The sequence below is a fragment of the Streptomyces sp. NRRL S-646 genome (genome assembly GCF_000720765.1).
Classification (GTDB): domain Bacteria; phylum Actinomycetota; class Actinomycetes; order Streptomycetales; family Streptomycetaceae; genus Streptomyces.
The window spans coordinates 1-381 of the sequence record NZ_JODC01000096.1; the positions used below are offsets into that span (position 1 = coordinate 1).

The 381-nt window shown below is 65.6% G+C and carries 1 protein-coding gene; it reads right to left on the minus strand.

The annotated features are described in order from the left end of the window. Positions 1-381: phosphopantetheine-binding protein (locus tag IH68_RS57595; RefSeq protein ID WP_037886731.1), on the minus strand; the 381-nt coding region annotated here is incomplete at both ends.

Here is a 381-nt window from a genome sequence, read left to right on the forward strand (position 1 = left end):
ATCGATGCCCAAATCAGCCTCGACATCCATACCCGGCTCCAACATCTCCACCGGATAACCCGTCTTCTCCGCCACCGCACCCATCAACGCCACCATCACCCCAGCGGCAACAGCCGAGTTGGCGGCCGACACAGACACAGGCACAGGCACAGGCACGGGCTCGGACTCGGACTCGGGCTCGGGCTCGGGCTCGGGCTGGGGCTGGGCAGGGGCGGGCTGCGGGGCAGACTCGACGGACACAGTGGAAGCCAGGAAGCCGGCGATATCGTCCAGCGTCCGCAACTCCGCGAGCACCTCCGGATCGACGTCCTCCGACACCGGATACGACTCCTGCAACGCCCCCAGAATCTGCACCCGCTTGATCGAATCGATGCCCAAATC